The following is a 14,611-nucleotide window of genomic DNA, read 5'->3' on the forward strand; positions in this document are numbered from 1 at the left end:
TTCCCGTAACGGCGGACATTCTCATCCATTCCCCCTCTGATGGGAGCCCCGATGTCGCAGAAGATCACCACTTTCCTGATGTTCCAGGGCGCGGCCGAGGAAGCGATGACGTTCTACACGTCGCTCTTCGACGACGCCGAGATTCTCAACCTCCTCCGTTACGGCCCCGAGGGTCCCGGCGCGGAAGGCAGCGTGATGCACGCCACGTTCACGATGGCGGGCGGGCAGTACATGGCCATCGACAGCAACGTGGAGCACGCCTTCGGCTTCACCCCGTCGGTCTCGCTGTACGTGCAGTGCGAGTCGGACGCGGAGATCGAGCGCCTGTACGCGGCGCTGTCGGAGAACGGCGAACCGCTGATGCCGCTCGGTTCCTACGGCTTCAGCAAGCGCTTCGGCTGGACCAACGACCGCTTCGGCGTCTCCTGGCAGCTGAACCTCGCCTGATCTTCTCGCCGTGACGGATCCCGCCCCCGTCGGTGGGATCCGTCGCATGCGATGTACGTGGCCACGCGTGCTCACGGCCGTCGTCGTTCGATCGTCGTTCAGTCGCCCCGCAGGACCTCGCGCAGCCGGGGGACGAATCCCTCGGGGTCGTCGAGGAAGGCGATGTGGCCACCGGGGAAGTACGTCGGCTCCGTGCCGAGCGCGGAGGCGAGCGCGGTCGACGCGTGGTCGCAGAGCTGGCCTGCCGACTCCTTCCCGATGCCGACCACGATGCGGGGCGACCCGGCCCGCAGTGCGGCGATGTCGGGCTGCCAGCGGGTGGTTCCGCGCATCTCGTGCAGGAACCAGAAGCGCTCGTCCGCCGCCTGCTGCGGATCGGGCTCGGCCGGAGCCTCCGCGGGGCCGTCGGCGGACTCCTCGAAGTCGGGCAGCGGGATGTTCGCATTGATCATGAACTTGGTCCAGGCACCCGCGACGTCGCCGGAGACGTAGGTGGCGATGATGTCCTCGACCGCCGCGTCGCGCTCGTCGGGGTTGTCGAGCAGACGGTTCAGCGGGGGCTCGTGCGCGATCACGGTACGCACCCGCTCGGGATGGGCGACGGCGAGTGCCAGCGCGGTGACGGCGCCGCCGCTGGAGCCGAAGACCGCGGCAGGGCCGGCGTCGAGGTGGGCGAGGAGCAGGGAGAGGTCGTCGGCGCGCAGTCGCGGGGTCGAGTCATGGCCGGGGGTGTCGAGGGAGCTTCGGTTGACGCCCCGCGGGTCGGTGGTGAGCACGGTGTGGTCGGTGGCGAGCAGGCCGGCCAGCGGCGCGAAGTGATCGGCGTGCATCGGGGCGCCGACGAGCGCCACGAGAGGGCCCTGCCCCCGCACCTCATAGTGGAGTGTGGCGCCGGGGACCTTGAGGGACCCGGTGGTGACGGTGGTGCGGCTCATCGCGACCTCCTGGAACAGTCTGGAACGGTGCTGTGGTGCTCGGTCGAAGTGAAGACTACGAGCGTGGGGCAGAATCGTCGCTCGTGAGGGAAATTTCTTCGCGGTTCGCGGACATGACGGTGGAGGGTGCCGGGGAGGCCGATCCGGCGCGGACGCGTGCCCGGGACGAGGACCTCGCCCCGGGCCGCGACGGGGGCAGCGATCCGGCTCGCGACGGGGACACAGACGGGGACACTGACGGGGACACCGACCTGGTCCGGGCGCGTGCCGGGGACGACGCGGCGTTCACCCGTCTCGTGGAGCCGTTGCGCCGCGAACTGCACGCCCACTGCTACCGCATGCTCGGCTCCACCCACGACGCCGACGACGCCCTGCAGGACGCCCTGCTGCGGGCCTGGCGGGGACTCGCTCGCTTCGAGGGCCGAAGCTCGCTGCGCTCGTGGCTCTACACCGTGGCCACCCGCACCTGCCTGGACATCGTCGGCGCCCGGGGCAGGCGGGCACTGCCCGTCGACCTCGGCCCCTCCAGCGACCGCGCCGTGCTCGGCGACCCCCCGCTGACCGACGTCGCCTGGCTGAGCCCCTACCCCGACACCGGTCTCACCGACGCCCCCGTGGGCCCGGACACCCGCTACGAGCAGCGCGAAGCCGTCGAGCTCGCCTTCGTCGCGGCCCTGCAGCACCTGCCGGGCAACCAGCGGGCGGCACTGCTGCTGTTCGAGGTCCTCGGCTTCTCCGCCGCGGAGATCGCCCTCACGATGGACACCACCACCACGTCGGTGAACAGCGCCCTGGCGCGAGCGCGCAGGGTCGTCGCGGACAAGGTCTTCCCCCGCACGCAGCAGCCGACATTGCGGAAGATCGGCGACGCCCGCGTACGGGAGATCGTCGCCGACTACTCCTCCGCGCTGGAACGCGGCGACACCGACGCCCTGGTCGCGCTGCTGACCGAGGACGTCACCTGGTCGATGCCGCCGATGGCGCACTGGTACCGCGGTCTGGAGGCGGTCACCGACTTCGCCGTACGGGTCCCGCTGACGACGTGCGGAAGCTGGCGGCACCTCCCGGTCGGCGCGAACGGCCAGCCGGGAGTGGGCTGCTACCTCTGGGACGAGGGCGCCGCCGCGCACCTCGCCTGGTCGATCAACGTGTTCACCCTGCGCGGCGATCGGATCGCCGACATCACCTCGTTCGTCGACCCCGGCCACTTCGCCGCCTTCGGACTGCCCGCGTCACTGCCCTGAGCCCGGAGCGGGCCGAGGAGCCGGTCCCCCCGCCGAGACGACGCACGCCCGTCGGCACCGTGGCATCGGCCGATCCGTCGGCGCGTCACGGGAGGCCGGCCCGGACTCGCGACCAGGACTCGGGCGCCTCTCTCAGGGCGGCACGGGTCCGCCGCTCCGCCCGGGGGTCAGCTGAACCGCCGGTCGAGGTGGAACGTCACCTCGGCGCCGGCCTGGTCCTTGCCGATGAGCTTGCACAGCGCGGCCCTGATGGGAAGCCAGTGCGGGCCGTCGCCCGACGGCATGAGGGTGGCGGTGAACGGGTGGCCGTCGATCGTCCCGCCGACCTTCACAGCCCGCCTCGTGCCGAGGAGTTGGGCGGAGTCCGGCACGGTCACGAAGGTGGCGAAGGCTCCGTCCTTCTCGATGGGCGCGGTGAAGGCGTGGTCGAGCGGTTGTGCGGGCTTCTGCGCGGACATCTTCGTCTCCTGACGTCGTCTTGAGTCACCGGAAGTCATCGGGAAAGCCGTCTGCCGATGAGGTGTCGCCACCGGGCCGGAGGTTTTGGCGCCGGTGGAAGAGGTGACTCCCGCGACGGGATGGAATCGTCGCTCATGGGCGAGAATCGTCCGCGGACCGTCGGCGGACATCGCGCCAAACCGTGATCGGGTGTCGGGGTGGAACCCCCGACACCCGATCACGGTCTCACGCCCCCGGCTACTGGACCGACCGCCCACCCGGGTGGGCGGGTTCCGCCTCCGGCACCCTGACCTCGGGCTGCCCGGAGTGTTTCCTCGCCTCCTTCGCCGCTCGTGTCGCCTTGATCGCGGCCTTCTTGCTCTTCCCCGAGCTCTTCGCGGCCTTGTTCCTGGAATCCTTGGCTTCCTTGGCGTCCGTCATCGTTCCCCCGTTGTGCTTGATGGACGATGCCTTCGATTAGGCATTCAAGGCGGTTTAATACCCTTTACCGGCACCAATCATCCACGCTCCGTGTCCTGTTGGGCGCGGAGCGTGTCCGGATGTCGTGATGGGACCCGCCGGATGCCGGGTCGTATGTCGAAGTCCTGTGCTCCGGCCGCCGTGCCCGCTCGCCGCGCACCGGGCCGGAAATCCGGTTGCGGTCCCATCCGGCCGTACCCGACCATGAACGCATGTTCCGGCACGCCACCCTCGCGACGCCCGCCACCGCGGGCGCGCCGGAGCGTGCCCCGATGTCCGCCGCACCGCGGCTCGACGGCGCGGAGCGCTGACCCCTTCCCGTGAGTCCCGGGTGACCCGGCGGGGAGGGGTCGGCCGAGCACGGGTCGCCACCACAGGCGAGCATCGAGGGAAAGAACAGTCATGGCCAAGCAGGCCTACGTGCGGAACAAGCCGCACCTCAACATCGGCACGATGGGACACGTCGACCACGGCAAGACCACGCTCACCGCGGCCATCACCAAGGTGCTCAGCGAGCGGGGCGGCGCGAGGTACGTGCCGTTCGACCGGATCGACCGTGCTCCCGAGGAGGCGACGCGGGGCATCACGATCAACATCTCCCACGTCGAGTACGAGACGGCCACGCGGCACTACGCGCACGTGGACATGCCGGGCCACGCCGACTACGTGAAGAACATGATCACGGGAGCGGCGCAGCTCGACGGGGCGATCCTGGTGGTGTCCGCGCTGGACGGAATCATGCCGCAGACCCGCGAGCACGTGCTGCTCGCGCGGAGGGTGGGCGTCGAGCACGTCGTGGTCGCGCTCAACAAGTCCGACGGGGCCGACCCGGAGCTGGCCGACCTCGTCGAGCTGGAGCTGCGGGAGCTGCTCGCCGAGCACGGCTACCTGGACGTGCCCGTCGTCAGGGTCTCCGGGCTGCGGGCGCTGGAAGGAGACCCGGAGTGGACGGCGTCGGTCGAGGCGCTGCTCCAGGCGGTCGACGACCACGTCCCGGTGCCGGTCCGCTACACCGACGCCCCGTTCCTGCTCCCGGTGGAGAACGTGCTCACCGTCACCGGGCGGGGCACGGTCGTCACCGGGGCGATCGAGCGCGGCACGGTCAAGGTCGGCGACAGCGTCCAGGCCGTCGGGCTCGGTGAGGGTTTCACCGCCGTCGTCACCGGGGTCGAGACCTTCGGCAAGACCATGGAGCGGGGCGAGGCCGGTGACAACGCCGCGCTTCTGCTGCGCGGGGTCCGGCGCGAGCAGGTACGGCGCGGTCAGGTGCTGGCCGCACCCGGCTCCCAGAGCGCCCACCGGGCCTTCACCGCCCGCGTCTACCTCCTGACCGGGCAGGAGGGCGGGCGCAGCGGCGCCGTCGCGACGGGTTACCGGCCGCAGTTCTACCTGCGGACGACCGACGTACCGGGCCGGATGGACCTGGGGGACACCGGCCTCGCGCTGCCCGGTGAGACGGTCGAGGTGACCGTGGAGCTCGGCAGGCCGGTGGCGCTGGAGGCCGGTCTCGGCTTCGCGATCCGCGAGGGCGGCAAGACGGTCGGCGCGGGAACGGTGACGGCCCCGCTCGACTGAACCGGGCTCGGCGCGATCCGGCACGGCCCGCGTCGGGCGGCCGCCCGACGCGGGCCGTGCCGGTGATGTCCCCGCACCGCGTGGCGATCCGGTACGGACCGTGCCGGTGACGTCCCCGCCTCCTGTGGTGAGTCGCCGCAGGAGGCGGGGACGTCACCGGCGCGAAGATCGCCACCCTTCTCGCGAGGTCGGTGGGAGGCCCGGCCAAGCGCTCTCGCTCACCGGCGCACCATCCTCGCCGCCGGGGACGTGGACGCGGCGTCAAGCGACCTGCCGGGTGGCGCGAAGGAGAAGGTCAGGGCGGTGGAATGTCGAGATCGCGGAGAAGGCTGGGAATCGCCCGACACCTCTGCGGGCGCCGTATCGCCCCCGTGAGAGGGCATGATCGCGTGCTCAGATTGCGTCCACGAAAAGAACGGGTAAATCGAGGCTCTCGGAAAGGATAATGATCTTCACGATTGGGCAGAACGTCCGCACACGGCTTGCGTTCCGGGGAGGTGATGCATGGCCTGGTCACAAGACGAGGAGCGCATGCTGCTGCAGATCGAGCGGCACCTCATCGACGAGGATCCACGACTCGCCGCGCGGCTGGAGTCGTTCAACGAGCGCGTCCAGCGCAAGGAGGGCGGCGGCCGCAGGCGTGGCGCGAGGAAAGGGCGGAGGCGGTCTTCCTGGCGTCTCCGCCGCTCGACGGTGATCATCATGTTCAGCTGGCTGCTGATCGCGACACTGATCGCCACGCTCCTCATCATGGTGCTACGTCACGAGGCGGTCGCGGCGCTCCCGTTGTGATGGGGGCCGCCACCTTCGTCCGCCGGTCGATGTCGCGATCGCCCGAACGCTCGGAGCACTCCGGGCGTTCGGAGTGAAGACGGCGGGCGGCGCGCAGGCCCGGTCGGCGGCCGGTCGCGGCGTGTGCTCAAGCGGCGGGTTCGCGAAGGCGGAGTACGGCTCCGGCGGGTAGGCGCGAACGGCCGGATCGGCGGCGCTGCCGGGCGGGGTGCGGCCGGAGGTCCGGCAACGGACGGCTCGCGCGAGATCAGCCGAGAGCGCGCAGGAAGTCGGCGGCCACCGGGGCGGCGACCGCGCCGCCGCCCGAGCCCTCCTCGACGATCACCGCGAAGGCGACCTCGCCGCGGAAACCCATGAACCAGGCATGCGTCTTCAGGTCGCCCTGCTCGCCGTACTCGGCGGTCCCGGTCTTTCCCCGGGTGCCCCGGGGCAGGCCCGCGTCCTTGGCGGTGCCCTTGGTCACGACCGCGGACATCATCTGCTGGATGCTCGGCATGACCTCCTCGGGAAGGGCCTGCGGCTGCACTTCCTGCTTGAGCGAGGGGACCAGGGTCGGTGGACGCCAGGTGCCGTCGGCGAGCGCGGCGGCGACCGAGGCCATCATCAGCGGGCTGGCGGTGATCCGGCCCTGGCCGAACGACTCCGCGGCCAGTTCGGCGTCACTCTCGGCCTTGGGAAAGCTGCCCTTGGCGGCCGCGACGCCGATGTTGAGCGGCTTGTTGAAACCGAACAGCTCCGCGGTGCTCAGCAGCTTGTCGGCGTTCAGCCGCTCCTTGGCCAGCGGGGCGATGGTGGTGTTGCAGGAGTAGGCGAAGGAGTCGGACAGCGACACCGAACCGTAGGCGGCGTGGTTGGAGTTGCGGATCGGCAGACCGCCGACCGTGACGTCCTTGGGGCAGGTGACCCGATCGCGAGGGCTCATTCCCTCGGCCAGTAGTCCCACGGTGGTGACCGCCTTGAACGTCGAGCCGGGAGGGTAGTTGCCGTCCAGGGCACGGTTGAAGCCGCCCACGTTGTTCACCACCGCGAGGATCTCGCCGGAGGAGGGTCTGATCGCGACCAGCGCGGCGGTCTTCTTCAGGTCGCGGACCGCTTCGACGGCGGCCCGCTGGACCCGCGTGTCCAGGCTGGTCTCCAGATCCTTGCCGGCCTCGCCCTTGATCGTGTCGAGCGTCTTGACCGTCTTCTTGTCCGGGCCGACGAGTTCGATCTCGGTGTCCGGGGTGCCGGCCAGGCGCTTCTGGAAGGTGTGCTGCAGTCCGCTCGCGCCGACCGCGTCGCCCACCTTGTAGGGCACGCCCAGCTTCGCGACGCTCTTCGCGGTGGCCTTCTCCAGGTAGCCGACGATCTGCTGCACCGAGCCGCCTGAGTCGGAGCCGTCGATGCGGCCGCCGTTCGCCGAGGTGATCGCGGCCCGTTCCGGCCACTTCGTCTTCAGCGCGAAGGCGGTGTTCGCGGTCAGGTCGGGGTGGACGGCCTTGGGCGACCACTTGACCCGCCAGTGCCGGTCGACGACCGCTAGGTCGACGCTGCCGGAGTAACTCCACTCGCCGATGTCCTTGAGCTTCAGGGTGGCGGTGTATGCGGCCTGTCCCGTGCCGTCCCCGGTCTCGCGTACCCCGTTGAGCCGCACCGCGGTGCTCTGCACCGCCAGGGCCTTGCGCATGTTCTCGTACGCCGCTGGGAACGCCGGGTCCGGCGCTCCCAGCTCGGCGCGCATGCCCGCCAGGTCGCCGCGCTGCCAGGCGCCGACGAACCGCTCCGCGGTCTCCTGGGGGGTTCCTCTGGTGTGCAGGTACCACCAGGCGCCGCCCCCTGCGGCCCCCGCCACCAGGACGACGGCTGCCGACGTGATCGCGATCGTTCTGCCCCGTGCCACCTGATCCCCCCAGATCTTTTCGCCCAAGGGCCGCAGCCTAGCGTGCGTTAACGCGACATATGCCCATAAAAGATCATTTGGTCTGTGAACGGCTGGGTGCGTAGCTTGCCGCGTACTCTTGGCCGGAAAGCTCCTGGATCGCGAACATGATCTCGTCGGTCACCCTGCGCCGGTCACGCGCGCTCGTCTCCGAGCCGCTGAAGGTCATCGGCTTGCCGATGTGTACCTTCACCCGGCCCAGCCTGGGTCTGGCCGCTCCGATCGGCAGAACCTCCCCGGTGCCCTCCATCGCCACCGGGACCACCGGCGCGCCGGTGGCCAGGGCCAGCCAGGCGACGCCGACCTTGCCCCGGTAGAGGCGTCCGTCGGGGGAGCGGGTGCCCTCCGGATAGATGCCGAACAGCTCACCCTTCCTGAGCACCTCCGCCGCCGCGTCCAGCATGTCCTGGGCCGAGGTGGGGCTCTGCCGGTCGATGCTGATCTGGCCGGTGGCGCGCATCCACATGGCGGTGACGGGATTGCCGGTGAAGTACTCGGCCTTGGCGACGAAGCGCACCTGGCGCTTGAGCACCAGCGGCAGGAAGGTCGAGTCGAGGATCGACAGATGGTTGGAGGCCATGATGGCCGGACCCGAGACGGGGACGTGCTCGTGTCCGGTGACCGTGGTCGGCCAGAGCAGGTGCAGCATCGGAGCGCTGACGATCTTGGTCAGGCGATAGAGCACGGGCTCTCCTCATGGGACGGGTTACCCAACACTAGGCGGTGGCCCGACGGCCAACGGTTGTACGCACCCACACAAGCGGAGCTCACAGGTTTGTAGCCCTCCTCCAACACCGTCGTGCCTTTCCGTGACGAGTCCGACGAAACCGCTCACCAGGCGCGAAGGGAGCAGGGGGGAAAAGAAACGCCCCGCGGGCCGGAGGGGCCCGCGGGGCGTGACGTTTGGTGCCGATGTGGCGGTCGCCTCCTCGGCGAGAGGCACAACACGGCTCCAGCCGAACGGTATTCCGTGAAGGCGGTAATTTGCGGCCCGGGGGACACAAACCACATCGGCACGATCACTCTAACCGACGTCTGCCGCTGGTTATTCCGCTTTGAGGCCACCGGCGTGTCCCACGCTGCCGCGGGCCCCGAAGATCCGCAGGTCAAAGCTCCTCGAGGCTCTTCCTGAGCGGGGTGATACTTCCCCGGCCTGACGGCCTGCCGGGCACTCCGCTCAGGCGGGGGCGCTCAGGGACGGCACCGCCTCGGGCAAGGGAGCCACGGCCGTCTCCGATCCCACGAGGATGGCCGAACGGGGGGTCCGCTCACGCACGTCCTCGCTGCGGATCGCCATCACGGCGGGCGGGCTGCCCAGGTCGCCGTACCGGGCGGCGACGGCCGCGGTGATCGCCCGGCCCGCGTCGGCGACCGTCTCCCTCGCCGAACCCGGTGGGCGCGCCACCGACAGATGGCCCAGCAGCGCCGCGAACCGCAACTCCTCGGCCGCCGCGTGGGGGAGCCCGTCGTCGGACGGCGGCAGCGGCCGGTCCAGCCAGAACACCCCGCCACGCAGGAGCGCGGGATATGTCGCCTCGTCCCGCTGGAGCGTGAGCACGGAATCAGCCAGCAGGCGCCCGAACTCCTTCAGGTCGGTATCGGGCGGCAGATCGGTCGTGACCAGCAGCGAAACCCGCAGTGCGTCCACCATGAGCGGCTATCCCTCCTTGAGGTGGCTCATAGTAGGGGTCGCCACCGACAGTTACGGCGCGCCCGGTGAAACGTGTCGGGATCAGATCTCGGCCACGGTGCCGTGAGAGGGGGTGTCGGCGGTGGCCGTGCCGGCCCCCGGACGGACGCGGATCGGTCTTCGACGGGCCTTCGACCGGGCGAGAACCGGTGCGGACCGGCTTTCGCCCGGGCCGTGGCCGAGGGCCGGACGAGGGGGACCATTCTCCGGAGGCGGACCTTCGCCGGTGGTCAGAGAGGCTTGGGCGCGGGAAGGGTGATCCTGTCGACGGCCTCGCGGCGACGCCGTTCCGGGCGGCGGTCGTAGCGCGCGGTGGTGGCGGGGGAGGAGTGGCCGACGAGAGCCTGCGCGGTGGCTAGGTCCACCCCGGCGTCGAGCAACTCGCCGATGAAGGTGCGCCGGAAGTCGTGCGGGGTGCGCGCTGAGGCCCCCGCCTCGGCCAGGCGCCTGGCCAGGATGTCGGCGACGGCCTGCCCCGTCATGGGGGCGGGCCCGCCGTTCCTGATCCGCAGTCGCCCGAGCCTGCTGATGGGGCAGAACAGGGCGCCGGCGGGGCGGCCTCGCACCGCGAGCCAGCGTTCCATCCTGGCGAGGGCCTCCGTGGTCAGGTAGACCAGCCGCTCCTTGTCGCGCTTGCCGCGCACCCGCAGCGAGCGCGACCCGGGGTCGTAGTCGGTGAGCGCGAGCCCGGCGATCTCGGCGCGGCGGCAACCGGTGGAGTAGAGCGCCGCGAGCAGGGCGGCGTCGCGGACCCCCGCCGGTGAGTCGTCGCGGTCGCACGCGGCGAGCGCGGCGCCCACCACCTCGGGCGGCACGTGCCGGCCCGCGGGCAGGCGGGTGTGCTCGACGGTCGGCAGGTCGGCGGCGCGCTGGTATTCCTCGGCGGTCATCAGGCCGAGCCGCCAGGCCTCGCGCAGCACCCTGCGCAGCGCGACCAGGTGCTTGTTGACGTACGACGGAGACCAGCCGCGCTCGGTCATCAGGGCGCGGATGCGCACGGTGTGCTCGTAGCGCAGCAGGTGCCAGGGCTGACCGGCGCCCGAGGAGACCTCGTCGCCGGAGACGAGCGCGGCGAGCCTGTCGAGGCAGCCACGCATGGTGCGGCGGGACTCCGCGCTGGTCAGGGAGTCGAGATACACCCGATAGGGATCTCGCGCGGGCTCGATGGACGGGCCGGGCGAGGCGGGGACGGCTGGCACGCTCACCATGCGGATCCTAGCGGCCGCCTGTCGGAATCTACGCTGTAAAGGAGCCGGGATGAAACAGGAACCCGCAGACCGTGTCCAGGCCCATGGGCATGTCGAGGGCGATGAGTGTGTGGTTGGCTGTTCGCAATGAACATTTCATCACGGGCTTCCGCCTATCTCAGGGCGTACGACGAGCAGCTGCGGGCCAGGCCGATGCCGGGTCGCACTGCCGAGCGGATCGGGCCGCTGCTGAGGACCGTGTCGAACGGTCACGGCCAGGGTTTCCTGACATATCGGGACCTGGGTGGTCTGGCGGGCGCCGAACTGGACGCCTTCATCGCGAGGCAGCGGGACTTCTTCACCCGGGTCGGACGCGAGGTCGAGTGGAAGTACCACGGCTACGACCTGCCCGCGGACCTGCCCGAGCGGCTCGCGGCGGCCGGGTTCGAGCCGGGGGAACGGGAGACGGTGTTCGTCGGCGAGGCCGGTGAGCTGGCCGACACCAAGGCGGCGCCCGCGGGGATACGGCTGCGCGAGGTGACGGGGCGGGACGACCTGGAGCGCATCCGCGAGCTGGAGGAGACGGTCTGGGACGCGGACCACGGCTGGCTGCCCGGCATGCTGGAGCGCGACCTCGCCGGGCCCGGGGATCCGTGCGCGGTGGTGATCGCCGAGGCGGACGGACAGGTGGTGTGCGCGGCGTGGGCGCGCTTTCACGAGGGCACCGACTTCGCCTCGCTCTGGGGCGGTTCGACCCTGAAGGAGTGGCGGGGCAGGGGCGTTTACCGGGCGATGGTGTCGTACCGTGCGGAGCTGGCGGTGGCGCGGGGCTTCCGTCTGGTGCAGGTGGACGCCTCCGGCGACAGCGGCCCGATCCTCGCCAGGCTGGGCCTGGAGGCGATCACGACGACGACGCCGTACGTGTGGGTGCCACCGACCCTCTGATCACCCGGGATGTTTTGTCGGATGCCGGCGATATCCTGGCGCGGATCCGCGAACGGACATCACGGGTCGTCGGGCCCCGGGGCCGCGACATCGTGACGCGTCACGAGAGGACACGCATGCCCGAGGTGCTCAGTCGGCGCGCGCTCAACCGGGCCACGCTGGAGCGGCAGCTGCTGCTGGCCCGTGCGGAGCTGTCCGCACTGGAGGCGGTCCGGCATCTGTACGGCATGCAGGCCCAGGCGCCGAATCCTCCCTACATCGGATTGTGGACCCGCCTGTCGGGGTTCGCCCACGACGATCTCGCCCGGCTGATCAACGAGCGCCTGGTGGTGCGGCTGTCGCTGATGCGCTCCACCATCCACCTGGTCACCGCCGACGACTGCCTGGCGTTGCGCCCGCTGCTCGGCCCCATGTTGGCGCGGGGCCTGCGCGGTCCCGCGCACGGCAGGAGCCTGGCGGAGGTGGACCTGGACGAGCTCGCCGCCGCGGGGCGGAAGCTGGTGGAGGAGCGCCCCCTCACCTTCCGCGAACTCGGCGCGCTCCTGCGGGAGCGGTGGCCGGAGGCTCCCGCCTCCGACCTGGTCGCCGGGGTGCGCAACACACTGGCTCTGGTCCAGGTCCCGCCGAGGGGGATCTGGGGGGTGGGCGGGCAGGCCGCCCACACCACCGCCGAGGCGTGGCTGGGCCGTTCCCAGGACGAGCGGCCCAGCCGCGTCTCCGCGGAGGAGGCGATCCGCCGTTACCTCGCCGCCTACGGTCCCGCCACGGTGATGGACGTCCAGCAGTGGTCGGGCATGACCCGGCTGGGGGAGATCGTCCGGGGAATGGGCCTGCGGACCTTCACGACCGAGGACGGCGCGGAGGTGTTCGACTTGCCGGAGGCCTCGCGCCCGGACCCCGGGACTCCCGCCCCGGTGCGTTACCTGTCGGAGTTCGACAACACGCTGCTGTCGTTCGCCCAGCGGACCAGGACCCGGATCGCGGAGGAGGAGTACCGCGGGCGGATCTTCACCGTCAACGGCATCATCAAGGCGACGGTGCTGGTCGACGGTTTCGTACGGGGCATGTGGAAGGTGACGCGAAAACGGGGCGGGGCGATCATGGAGGTCGAGCTCTTCGCACCGGTGAGCGAGCGGGAGCGGGCGGATCTGGAGGTGGAGGGGGCGCGCATGCTCGACTTCGTCGCCCCCGAGGCGACCTCCCGCGACATCCGTCTCCTCGAAGCCTGAGCCCGTCATTCCCGCGACAGCCCGTCGTTCCCATGACGGTTGGAGTGGGAGACGTCACTTCCGCGAGGCGGAGGTCCGGGTGTGTGGGTTTCCGTGCGACAGGAGCGAGGGCGTTTCCGCGAGGCCGGGGTCCGGGGCATCGCTCTTCGCGTGGCCGGAGCCGGTCATGGCGGCCTCGCGCGGCGTTCAGGGTACGGGCGGCCGGGGCAGGCCCGCCCGGTGGGCGTCGGTGCGGGCGCGCAGCCCGTCGTTGAACACCACCCGCGCGCACCCGAACGCCCGCGCCGGCGCCTGGCGCTGAGCGGCGTCAGACGGGTCCCTGTGTCGACCAGCTCTGGATCGATCAGCGGGTTGTCGGGGGAGACCCAAGAGTGAGCCTGCGGCGCCCCTTTAATGCCAATCACGGGAATTGGCCATTCTTTTGACGGGGAAGGTGGCCGATGATGTGGTCATGATCTCTGTCAGCGCCCTCGCGGGCATCGCCGCGGTCGCCCTCGGCCTGGTGCTCACCCCCGGCCCCAACATGATCTATCTGGTGTCGCGGTCGGTGACGCAGGGGCGTCTGGCCGGAATGATCTCGCTGGCGGGTGTCGCGGCGGGCTTCCTGGTCTACCTGCTCGCGGCGGTGGCCGGGATCGCCGCGATCTTCGCGATGGTGCCCGCCCTCTACGCCGGGATCAAGCTCGCGGGCGCCGCGTACCTGCTGTGGCTGGCCTGGAGGACGATCCGGCCCGGCGCCCGGCCGGTCTTCGCGCCCGGCGCCCTTCCCGCCGACCCGCCGCGACGACTGTTCTCCATGGGGCTGGTCACCAACCTGCTCAACCCCAAGATCGCCATCCTGTACGTGTCCCTGCTGCCGCAGTTCGTCGATCCCGCACGCGGTGACGTCGGCACGCAGAGCCTGCTGCTGGGAGCCACCCAGATCGTCGTCGCCCTCTCGGTCAACGCGCTGATCGTGCTGACCGCGGGCTCGGTCGCGAGCTTCCTCGGCGGGCGGCCCACCTGGATGCGCGTGCAGCGCTACCTGATGGGCGCCGTGCTCGGCGGACTCGCCCTGCGCATCGCCACCGACCGCTCACCCGCGGGGGTCGCGTAGGCGCTCACCCCCGCCTACCAGTGGCGGCCCGTCGTGATGTCGCCCAGGTGTGGCGTCGAGAGGTGCAGCACTCGATAGGCGGTCTCCTCCTCGTCGGCGGCGACCTCGTGCTCCCACAGCGTGAAGCGCACCAGTTCCCAGTGCCGGGGATCGACGGCGAGGGCCGCGGAGTGCACGCCCGCCATGCCGGAGTGTCGGCGCAACTCGGCCAGTGCCCGTTCGACCGCGGTGGCGGGGTCCGTGTCGGCGGGGATCGGGTCGGTGCGGCGCGAGGCCGCGCGGGGGACGGTCTCCGACGAAGGCCCCCGCTCGTAACCGGCGCCGATCCAGTGCCGGATCACGGGCCTGCCGAAGTCTCGCACGATGTTCTGGAAACCGCCTCCGCCCCACAGGAAGCCGTTCATGCCGGTGAGGGAACTCCACAGGTAGAAGGGCGAGTACTGGTTGACCGTGGAACCGTCGACGCCCCGCTCCCTGACCAGGTACGCCTTGAGCCCCAGCCCGGCGTAACCGTCGAGTGCGTGCCCTCTGGTCGCCACCCGCTCACGGATGATCCCCATGTCGTAGTCGGCGGGCAGCCCGATCTCGTACTGCATGGCGTGCATGAAGGAAGTCCCCCTGGTGATGGACGAACG

At 70.8% G+C, this 14,611-nt stretch carries 16 protein-coding genes; 7 read left to right on the top strand and 9 right to left on the bottom strand.

Features of this window, described 5'->3' with window-relative positions; translation table 11 throughout:
• Positions 1–51 precede the first annotated feature (51 nt).
• Entirely contained in the window at positions 52–447 is a 396-nt protein-coding gene (locus tag AB0B96_RS22145) for a VOC family protein (RefSeq protein WP_350947205.1), read from the top strand.
• Between the two features lie 98 nt (positions 448–545).
• On the opposite strand, the gene AB0B96_RS22150 is transcribed toward AB0B96_RS22145, so the two are convergent.
• Positions 546–1,382, bottom strand: a complete 837-nt coding sequence (locus tag AB0B96_RS22150) for an alpha/beta hydrolase (RefSeq protein WP_362901318.1) — start codon at positions 1,380–1,382, stop codon at positions 546–548.
• A gap of 83 nt (positions 1,383–1,465) precedes the next feature.
• On the opposite strand from AB0B96_RS22150, the gene AB0B96_RS22155 reads away from it, so the two are divergent.
• The gene (locus AB0B96_RS22155) at positions 1,466–2,626 is read left to right on the top strand and encodes a sigma-70 family RNA polymerase sigma factor (RefSeq protein ID WP_362901320.1); all 1,161 of its coding nucleotides are present in this window, start codon (positions 1,466–1,468) and stop codon (positions 2,624–2,626) included.
• A 167-nt stretch (positions 2,627–2,793) separates the two neighbouring features.
• Here AB0B96_RS22155 and AB0B96_RS22160 read toward each other — a convergent pair whose 3' ends face one another.
• Together AB0B96_RS22160 and AB0B96_RS22165 are read right to left on the bottom strand one after the other, a co-directional pair.
• Positions 2,794–3,084, bottom strand: coding sequence for a DUF1905 domain-containing protein (locus tag AB0B96_RS22160; RefSeq protein WP_350947208.1), 291 nt, complete (start codon positions 3,082–3,084; stop codon positions 2,794–2,796).
• Positions 3,085–3,322: 238 nt separating this feature from the next.
• Positions 3,323–3,505 carry a hypothetical protein gene (locus tag AB0B96_RS22165; protein WP_362901322.1) on the bottom strand — a complete coding sequence of 61 codons (183 nt, stop codon included), beginning with the start codon at positions 3,503–3,505 and terminating at the stop codon, positions 3,323–3,325.
• A 441-nt stretch (positions 3,506–3,946) separates the two neighbouring features.
• Here AB0B96_RS22165 and tuf point away from each other — a divergent pair, with 441 nt between their 5' ends.
• The gene (tuf, locus tag AB0B96_RS22170) at positions 3,947–5,119 is read left to right on the top strand and encodes an elongation factor Tu (protein WP_362901324.1); all 1,173 of its coding nucleotides are present in this window, start codon (positions 3,947–3,949) and stop codon (positions 5,117–5,119) included.
• A 504-nt stretch (positions 5,120–5,623) separates the two neighbouring features.
• Positions 5,624–5,911 carry a DUF3040 domain-containing protein gene (locus AB0B96_RS22175; RefSeq protein ID WP_350947211.1) on the top strand — a complete coding sequence of 96 codons (288 nt, stop codon included), beginning with the start codon at positions 5,624–5,626 and terminating at the stop codon, positions 5,909–5,911.
• A gap of 247 nt (positions 5,912–6,158) precedes the next feature.
• Here AB0B96_RS22175 and AB0B96_RS22180 read toward each other — a convergent pair whose 3' ends face one another.
• From AB0B96_RS22180 to AB0B96_RS22195, 4 genes are all read right to left on the bottom strand, one after another.
• Positions 6,159–7,817: a penicillin-binding transpeptidase domain-containing protein gene (locus AB0B96_RS22180; protein WP_362901327.1), complete on the bottom strand. Its 1,659-nt coding sequence runs from the start codon at positions 7,815–7,817 to the stop codon at positions 6,159–6,161.
• Between the two features lie 46 nt (positions 7,818–7,863).
• Complete coding sequence (locus AB0B96_RS22185; RefSeq protein WP_362901329.1) at positions 7,864–8,514, bottom strand: lysophospholipid acyltransferase family protein; 651 nt, start codon at positions 8,512–8,514, stop codon at positions 7,864–7,866.
• A gap of 492 nt (positions 8,515–9,006) precedes the next feature.
• Complete coding sequence (locus tag AB0B96_RS22190; RefSeq protein WP_350947214.1) at positions 9,007–9,480, bottom strand: hypothetical protein; 474 nt, start codon at positions 9,478–9,480, stop codon at positions 9,007–9,009.
• Positions 9,481–9,749: 269 nt separating this feature from the next.
• On the bottom strand, positions 9,750–10,724 hold the full coding sequence (locus AB0B96_RS22195) for a tyrosine-type recombinase/integrase (RefSeq protein ID WP_362901331.1): 975 nt from the start codon (positions 10,722–10,724) through the stop codon (positions 9,750–9,752).
• A 129-nt stretch (positions 10,725–10,853) separates the two neighbouring features.
• Between AB0B96_RS22195 and AB0B96_RS22200 the strand changes: the two genes are divergently transcribed.
• Together AB0B96_RS22200 and AB0B96_RS22205 are read left to right on the top strand one after the other, a co-directional pair.
• A complete protein-coding gene (locus AB0B96_RS22200; protein WP_362901333.1) occupies positions 10,854–11,651 on the top strand; it encodes a GNAT family N-acetyltransferase in 798 nt (265 codons plus the stop codon).
• 116 nt (positions 11,652–11,767) lie between these two features.
• Positions 11,768–12,880 carry a winged helix DNA-binding domain-containing protein gene (locus AB0B96_RS22205; protein WP_362901335.1) on the top strand — a complete coding sequence of 371 codons (1,113 nt, stop codon included), beginning with the start codon at positions 11,768–11,770 and terminating at the stop codon, positions 12,878–12,880.
• 186 nt (positions 12,881–13,066) lie between these two features.
• On the opposite strand, the gene AB0B96_RS22210 is transcribed toward AB0B96_RS22205, so the two are convergent.
• Entirely contained in the window at positions 13,067–13,141 is a 75-nt protein-coding gene (locus AB0B96_RS22210; protein WP_362901514.1) for a hypothetical protein, read from the bottom strand.
• Positions 13,142–13,331: 190 nt separating this feature from the next.
• Between AB0B96_RS22210 and AB0B96_RS22215 the strand changes: the two genes are divergently transcribed.
• On the top strand, positions 13,332–13,976 hold the full coding sequence (locus AB0B96_RS22215; RefSeq protein WP_362901337.1) for a LysE family translocator: 645 nt from the start codon (positions 13,332–13,334) through the stop codon (positions 13,974–13,976).
• A 14-nt stretch (positions 13,977–13,990) separates the two neighbouring features.
• On the opposite strand, the gene AB0B96_RS22220 is transcribed toward AB0B96_RS22215, so the two are convergent.
• On the bottom strand, positions 13,991–14,581 hold the full coding sequence (locus AB0B96_RS22220; protein WP_362901339.1) for a DUF4865 family protein: 591 nt from the start codon (positions 14,579–14,581) through the stop codon (positions 13,991–13,993).
• Positions 14,582–14,611 lie beyond the last annotated feature (30 nt).

This window comes from Streptosporangium sp. NPDC049046 (assembly GCF_040649155.1).
In the GTDB taxonomy this organism is placed as follows: Bacteria; Actinomycetota; Actinomycetes; order Streptosporangiales; family Streptosporangiaceae; genus Streptosporangium.

Excerpts from the sequence above, each read along its gene's own strand:
- AB0B96_RS22145 (WP_350947205.1), top strand. The coding sequence starts at position 52 with ATGTCGCAGAAGATCACCACTTTCCTGATGTTCCAGGGCGCGGCCGAG.
- AB0B96_RS22150 (WP_362901318.1), bottom strand. The coding sequence starts at position 1,382 with ATGAGCCGCACCACCGTCACCACCGGGTCCCTCAAGGTCCCCGGCGCC.
- AB0B96_RS22160 (WP_350947208.1), bottom strand. The coding sequence starts at position 3,084 with ATGTCCGCGCAGAAGCCCGCACAACCGCTCGACCACGCCTTCACCGCG.
- AB0B96_RS22165 (WP_362901322.1), bottom strand. The coding sequence starts at position 3,505 with ATGACGGACGCCAAGGAAGCCAAGGATTCCAGGAACAAGGCCGCGAAG.
- tuf (WP_362901324.1), top strand. The coding sequence starts at position 3,947 with ATGGCCAAGCAGGCCTACGTGCGGAACAAGCCGCACCTCAACATCGGC.
- AB0B96_RS22175 (WP_350947211.1), top strand. The coding sequence starts at position 5,624 with ATGGCCTGGTCACAAGACGAGGAGCGCATGCTGCTGCAGATCGAGCGG.
- AB0B96_RS22190 (WP_350947214.1), bottom strand. The coding sequence starts at position 9,480 with ATGGTGGACGCACTGCGGGTTTCGCTGCTGGTCACGACCGATCTGCCG.
- AB0B96_RS22200 (WP_362901333.1), top strand. The coding sequence starts at position 10,854 with ATGAACATTTCATCACGGGCTTCCGCCTATCTCAGGGCGTACGACGAG.
- AB0B96_RS22205 (WP_362901335.1), top strand. The coding sequence starts at position 11,768 with ATGCCCGAGGTGCTCAGTCGGCGCGCGCTCAACCGGGCCACGCTGGAG.
- AB0B96_RS22215 (WP_362901337.1), top strand. The coding sequence starts at position 13,332 with ATGATCTCTGTCAGCGCCCTCGCGGGCATCGCCGCGGTCGCCCTCGGC.
- AB0B96_RS22220 (WP_362901339.1), bottom strand. The coding sequence starts at position 14,581 with ATGCACGCCATGCAGTACGAGATCGGGCTGCCCGCCGACTACGACATG.